The organism is Veillonella sp. VA142 (assembly GCF_003992135.1).
Lineage (GTDB): Bacteria > Bacillota > Negativicutes > Veillonellales > Veillonellaceae > F0422.
Genome location: NZ_RQVN01000021.1, coordinates 21,094 through 27,315, shown reverse-complemented (window position 1 = coordinate 27,315; position 6,222 = coordinate 21,094). Strand labels below are relative to the sequence as shown.

Annotated in this window: 6 protein-coding genes; 2 read left to right on the top strand and 4 right to left on the bottom strand. The window is 35.9% G+C overall.

The window, feature by feature from the left end; translation table 11 throughout:
- Nucleotides 1–311: 311 nt before the first annotated feature.
- The 4 genes from EO117_RS07640 to EO117_RS07625 all read right to left on the bottom strand — a co-directional run bounded on the left by EO117_RS07640 (nt 312) and on the right by EO117_RS07625 (nt 2,552).
- Nucleotides 312–719 carry a hypothetical protein gene (locus tag EO117_RS07640; RefSeq protein ID WP_126939881.1) on the bottom strand — a complete coding sequence of 136 codons (408 nt, stop codon included), beginning with the start codon at nt 717–719 and terminating at the stop codon, nt 312–314.
- 91 nt (nt 720–810) lie between these two features.
- Nucleotides 811–1,296 carry a hypothetical protein gene (locus tag EO117_RS07635; RefSeq protein ID WP_126939880.1) on the bottom strand — a complete coding sequence of 162 codons (486 nt, stop codon included), beginning with the start codon at nt 1,294–1,296 and terminating at the stop codon, nt 811–813.
- Between the two features lie 290 nt (nt 1,297–1,586).
- Nucleotides 1,587–1,811 (bottom strand): DUF2188 domain-containing protein, encoded by a 225-nt coding sequence (locus tag EO117_RS07630; RefSeq protein ID WP_126939879.1) that lies wholly within the window; start codon nt 1,809–1,811, stop codon nt 1,587–1,589.
- Between the two features lie 345 nt (nt 1,812–2,156).
- Nucleotides 2,157–2,552 carry a hypothetical protein gene (locus tag EO117_RS07625; RefSeq protein ID WP_126939878.1) on the bottom strand — a complete coding sequence of 132 codons (396 nt, stop codon included), beginning with the start codon at nt 2,550–2,552 and terminating at the stop codon, nt 2,157–2,159.
- A 42-nt stretch (nt 2,553–2,594) separates the two neighbouring features.
- On the opposite strand from EO117_RS07625, the gene secA reads away from it, so the two are divergent.
- Together secA and prfB are read left to right on the top strand one after the other, a co-directional pair.
- The gene (gene secA, locus EO117_RS07620; protein WP_126939877.1) at nt 2,595–5,033 is read left to right on the top strand and encodes a preprotein translocase subunit SecA; all 2,439 of its coding nucleotides are present in this window, start codon (nt 2,595–2,597) and stop codon (nt 5,031–5,033) included.
- A gap of 80 nt (nt 5,034–5,113) precedes the next feature.
- Nucleotides 5,114–6,221 (top strand): peptide chain release factor 2 gene (gene prfB, locus EO117_RS07615; protein ID WP_240632604.1). Its coding sequence is split into 2 segments (ribosomal slippage): nt 5,114–5,170 and nt 5,172–6,221, totalling 1,107 coding nucleotides; the frame shifts between segments, so codons are not numbered across the junction.
- Nucleotide 6,222: the final 1 nt, after the last annotated feature.

Below are 6,222 nucleotides of genomic sequence, written 5' to 3'. Positions count from 1 at the left end.
CTAAGTATCTTTTAAGGGTTCTTTCACGATGTTAAATTATTTATATCAAAGTGTTCAATTTCTACTTGCAATTTAAGTGTTAAATTATTTATATCATAGTGTTCAATTTTTACTTGCAATTTAAGGGCAAATTATTTGAAGTAGATAAAAACAGAAAAGGTAAAATAAAATTGAAAACTCCATTGCAAAAACATATGGATGACATGTGGAACAAGCAAGAAGAAGGAGGGCAAGCAACTATAAATACAAAAGACCTTCAATAAGAAGGCCTAAAATAATAGTTATAGCTGACTTCGACTTAAAACTTAATTTTATTTAGTAAAAGAAGGAAGGTAAATTGCTGAATCACCAATTTTAACAATATCAAATGGCCTATGTATTTTTTCATTAGGAATTTCCTCGGTTACAATTTCTTGATCGTACATAGAAAGTAGACCAGAAGGCTTTGTTGTTTTAGTTATTTTGCTAGTGGATTTTAAGTACATATCGGATTCAATGATACATATTTTTTCTTGGACATGGATAACTTTACCTGTACCTAAAGGAGTTTCTAATTTTCCTAGAGATTCGTTAGTGTCCGGGTCTATTATATCAGATTCAGATATAGAAAATACAGAAAAGCGAAATCCTATTTCAACATTATGTTTGCTACCTACATTAAGTACTAATTTGTAGTCATCTATAATTTTAGCGACTTTACATTTTAATTGATTTGACATATTTATACCTCCATGGAAAGGAAAGATGGATTATTATCGATTATTAAAAGTTGGATTTGGGATAGTAGCAGGAACTATCACTGGAATAATATTAGGGCATATTTTCATACTTTAGAAGGTAAGACAATTGTTTTAATGATAGCGTTGGTACAATTCTTAACTCTTCATAGAGTAGAGATCGTTCTTTAGAAGGAGAAATAATTTTACCTTGGACAATGTTATTGCTCTGGATATGAATAACACGACCAATACCAAGTATACGTTCAATATTATTCTTCTTGTAATAGATTGTAAAGCAACTATCAACTTGAAAAAAATCAACCATATTTGAAGCAAAGAGAATATGATTGTCGTCAGTAATTTGAATTATATTAACTAAAAATGATGGTGGGATTTCTGGTAGTTTTCTTTTCCAAATTAGAAAGCCCCAAAACATAAAGAGAATTATTGCACCTAACATAATGCAAACCCAAGTAGGAAGAACTGATGATGGAGAAATAAGAAAAAGTGAGATTGCAAATAGAAAGCTGATTATTGCGGCAATTAAACCTTCATATGTTTTAAAAAAGTTAGTCAATTGATGGACCTCCTTTCTAAGATAATTATACCAATTTTGAAAGGAATATAAAATATAAATGAAAAGGATGGTTATTTATGTTAGTAATTGAAATTGAAGGAAAAGCAAACAAAATGAAGGGGTGTTCAATGATATATGCTTACAAATAGGGCCGCAACAAACACTGGTTCATGTAGATAAATTTGAAACATGGATGAAAAGTCAGGCTCTATAATAAATGTGGGGGCTACTCTTGTATGAGTAGCTCCCACATTTGACAAGGAGCCGTTTTATCCGTGTATTATAGCCTATTATCCTTTGGGAGGATATGAGTCAGGTTCATGACTATCTTTTTGCGTTATTTTACCATCTTTATTGTGAATGACTAATTCACTTTTTTGATTTATGCTAATATTACGAGCATAATCAATTGCTGGTTTTTTAGTGTCAAAGTGTTTTGTAGCTTTTGTATTGCCTTCACCTTTAACATTCCAACCATTATTTTTAGACGGCACAACGTGTTGGTTTTTTCCCACACTAAATTCTCCTTTCTAATATATTATAAACACAAGAAAGGCTGTAACAAAAATGTAAAACATACATTTTGTTATAGTCTCTTCTTTTTATCCCGAAGGATAATATAAAGTTAGTTTTGGGTTTCATAGCCCAATTTGTACTTTAATTATATGTTCAGTATTTAGGAATATCAATCCCTTCATATAAATACGATTATACGAATGTACAGAAATGATGATAATAGAAGAAAATATATTTCCATTACCAATTGCTAACAAAGTTCTAATTTAACATTGTAGCAAGAATTGAAAAAATAGAGAGGACTTATGCGCTGTTAGCACACCAACTGGTATTATATCAAGTTTTCATTGCTTTAATACTGCTTCATAATAAGCTCTTCCAAGGGGAGTTATTTTATAAATATTTTTAGGGTGAATACCTTCTGAATCGCAATGAAACCCATCAGTGTTGGTAATGAAATTTAACTGTAATAAGTAAGATAATTCGAGTTCTATCTCACGGAGTGGGAGATAGGTAATATCGATTAATAGTTGCGGAGATAAATTTTGTAGATAGAACCTTTCTAAATATGAAAAGCTTTTTTTATCTAAAAGATATAATCCCATATGTTCAGTTCCTTTCAAATTAATTATAGCACTATGTATAATTGCTTTGATAGATAGGATTATTATAAATAACTCTAAAAATCCCACTTCTTTTTGACTATTACTTGCTAGTAGGCTATAATAATCTAGATACATAGTCTTTAATTGAAACTTTCCACATATAAGGAGTTGAGATAGTTGTTAGGTTTTATACAAAAACTATTAGGCAATAAAAATGCAAAAGAAATTAAACGGATTCGATCCATTGTTGAAGAGATTAATGGATTGGAACCAGAATTGTTATCCTTGAGTGATGCTTCTTTGCGCGCAAAGACAGAAGAGTTCAAAGCAAGATTGGCAAATGGTGAAACATTAGATGATATTTTACCAGAAGCATTTGCCGTAGTTCGTGAAGCATCCAAACGTGTATTGGGAATGCGCCACTTCGATGTGCAAATGATTGGTGGTATTGTATTGCACCGTGGTAATATTGCAGAGATGCGTACTGGTGAAGGTAAAACATTGGTTGCTACATTACCAGTGTATTTAAACGCCCTATCTGGTAAGGGTGTACATGTTGTAACAGTGAATGATTACTTGGCAAAACGTGACAGCGAATGGATGGGACGTTTATATAATTTTCTAGGCTTATCTACTGGCTTAATTGTTGCTGGTTTAGATTACGACCAACGAAAACAATCCTATGGGGCAGATATTACCTATGGTACGAATAATGAGTTCGGCTTTGACTATTTGCGTGATAACATGGTTGTCCATGCAGACCAAATGGTGCAACGTCCATTAAACTATGCCATCGTCGATGAAGTGGACTCTATTTTAATCGATGAAGCTCGTACACCGCTCATTATTTCCGGGCCAGGCGAACGCTCTACGGAACGCTATTATGAATTGGCAAAAGTAGTGCCACACTTGGTAAAAGATGAAGATTATACCATCGATGAAAAACAAAAAACCATAGCTCCTACAGAAGAAGGAATTGCGAAAGTTGAAAAAATGTTGCACATCGAAAACTTGTATGATTCTTCTAACCTAGAATTGAATCACTTGTTGAGTGCATCCCTCCGTGCGTACGCCATGATGGAGCGCGACAAAGATTACGTCGTGAAGGATGGCGAAGTGGTTATCGTTGACGAATTTACGGGCCGTTTGATGTTCGGTCGTCGTTATTCCGATGGTTTACACCAAGCTATTGAGGCAAAAGAAGGCTTACGTGTAGAACGTGAAAGCCAAACGTTGGCATCTATCACATTCCAGAACTATTTCCGTATGTACGAAAAACTATCTGGTATGACGGGTACGGCGAAAACAGAAGAACAAGAATTTAACAACATTTACGGTTTGGAAGTATATGAAATTCCACCAAATAAAGTATTGGCACGTATAGATATGCCAGATTTAATCTTTAAAACAAAAGATGCTAAATATCGTGCTGTTATTCGCGATGTAGTGGAACGCCATAAAACAGGTCAGCCAATCTTGGTGGGTACTACCTCCATTACGCAATCTGAAATGTTGAGTGATATGTTGACCAATGCTGGCGTACCACACAATGTATTGAATGCGAAACATCATGAACAAGAAGCGGAAATTGTTGCTAATGCAGGTCAGCATGGCATGGTAACAATTGCTACGAATATGGCGGGCCGTGGTACAGATATTTCTTTAGGGGAAGGCGTAGCTGAACTAGGTGGTTTACACATTTTAGGTACTGAGCGACATGAAAGTCGTCGTATCGACAATCAGTTGCGCGGTCGTTCTGGCCGTCAAGGGGACAATGGTTCCTCCCAATTCTTCCTGTCTTTGGAAGATGATTTGATGCGTATTTTTGGCGCAGATAATATTGCTGGCATGATGGATAAATTAGGTATGGAAGAAGATGAGCCAATCGAGCATTCCTTGATTACAAAATCCATTGAACGAGCACAGAAAAAAGTAGAAAATCATAACTTTAATATTCGTAAGTATATCTTGGAATATGATGATGTTATGAATCAACAGCGGGAAGTATTATACGGACAGCGTCGTTTGATCTTGAATAACCAATCCTTACGTGAAACAATCTTGCATATGGTTGATAACTTGATTATCAACTCTATGAATCAATATGCAGATGAAAAGTTATATCCGGAAGAATGGAACTATGAAGGCTTACTAAAACACTTAGAAATTTACTTCTTAGAACCAGGTATGTTGACAGTAGAGCAAATGGAAGAGTATGGTCGTGCAGAACTACAAGAGTATCTAATCGATATTGCTCACCAAGAGTATGAAAAACGTGAATCCTTATTTGGGGAAGCTAACATGCGCGAGCTTGAGAAAGCTATCATGCTTAAAGTTGTGGACAGCAAATGGATGGAACATTTGGATGCCATGGATATGTTAAAAGAAGGAATTGGCCTACGTGCGTATGGACAAAAAAATCCATTAGTAGAATACAAATTCGAGGCCTACGACATGTTTGAAAGTATGAAAGAAGCTATTACGGATGAAACAATTATGTATTTATACCGTATCCAAATTAATGTGGAAACAATAGCAGAAGAAGAACCGGTTGATCATCTAGCTGATGCTAAGACCCACCATGAAGACGTGTTGGAACCACAAAACGTAGACTAGACTTTCATGGCCACGCAGCGAGGTGACAAGCCTCCTGTGCGGCCATTTTTAATAGTGATTGAAAGAAAGAGGTGAATAAAATGTTAGAAGACTTAAAAGGTCCTATCGACAATTTAGAGGAGCGTATTTTTGGAATGAGGGATTCACTTTAACATCGCTCAAAAAGAAGAACGCATATTAACATTAGATATAAAAATGAGTGATCCTGATTTTTGGAATGATCCAGAGGCAGCGCGAGATATTTCCCAAGAAGCGACACAATTAAAAGATGCCGTAGAGGGATATAAACAGCTTGTTACCGATGTGGAAGAAGCAAAGCTTATGCTAGAAATGGCCATCGATGAAGAGGATACCTCTATGGAAGGGGAACTGACTACTATGGTAGAGCAGTTGACTCATGAAGTAGAGCATCGTGAAGTATTACTCTTGTTAAGTGGTGAATACGATAAGAACAACGCTATCCTTACATTCCATGCTGGTGCCGGTGGTACAGAGGCACAAGACTGGTGTTCTATGCTGATACGTATGTATTTACGTTGGGCGGAAAAACAAGGATATGGTATTTCACTTATGGATGAACAAGTGGGTGACGAAGCTGGAATTAAAAGTGCTACGTTCTTGATTAAAGGTGAGAATGCATTTGGCTATATGAAATCTGAAAAAGGTGTACATCGTTTAGTCCGTATTTCTCCTTTTGATTCTGCCGCACGCCGTCATACTTCGTTCTGTGCTGTTGATGTAATGCCTGAAATTGATGAGACTGTAGAAATCAATTTGGATATGAAAGATGTACAAGTGGATACGTATCGTGCTAGTGGCGCGGGTGGACAGCACATCAACAAAACAGACTCTGCTGTGCGTATGACACATACACCGACAGGCATTGTCGTGCAGTGTCAAAGTGAGCGCTCACAAATTCAAAATAGAGAGCAATGTTTAAAATTATTACGTGCTAAATTATTTGAATTAGAGTTAGAAAAACAAGCTGAGTTGAAGGAACAATTAGGCGGCACCTACCAAGCGATTGAATGGGGAAGCCAAATTCGGTCCTATGTATTCCATCCGTACAATATGGTAAAAGATCATCGTACTAACGTGGAAACAGGTAATGTGCAGTCTGTCATGGACGGTAACTTAGATCAATTTATGGAAGGATTCTTGAAGAAAGAAGCCAATTTAACAATATAAT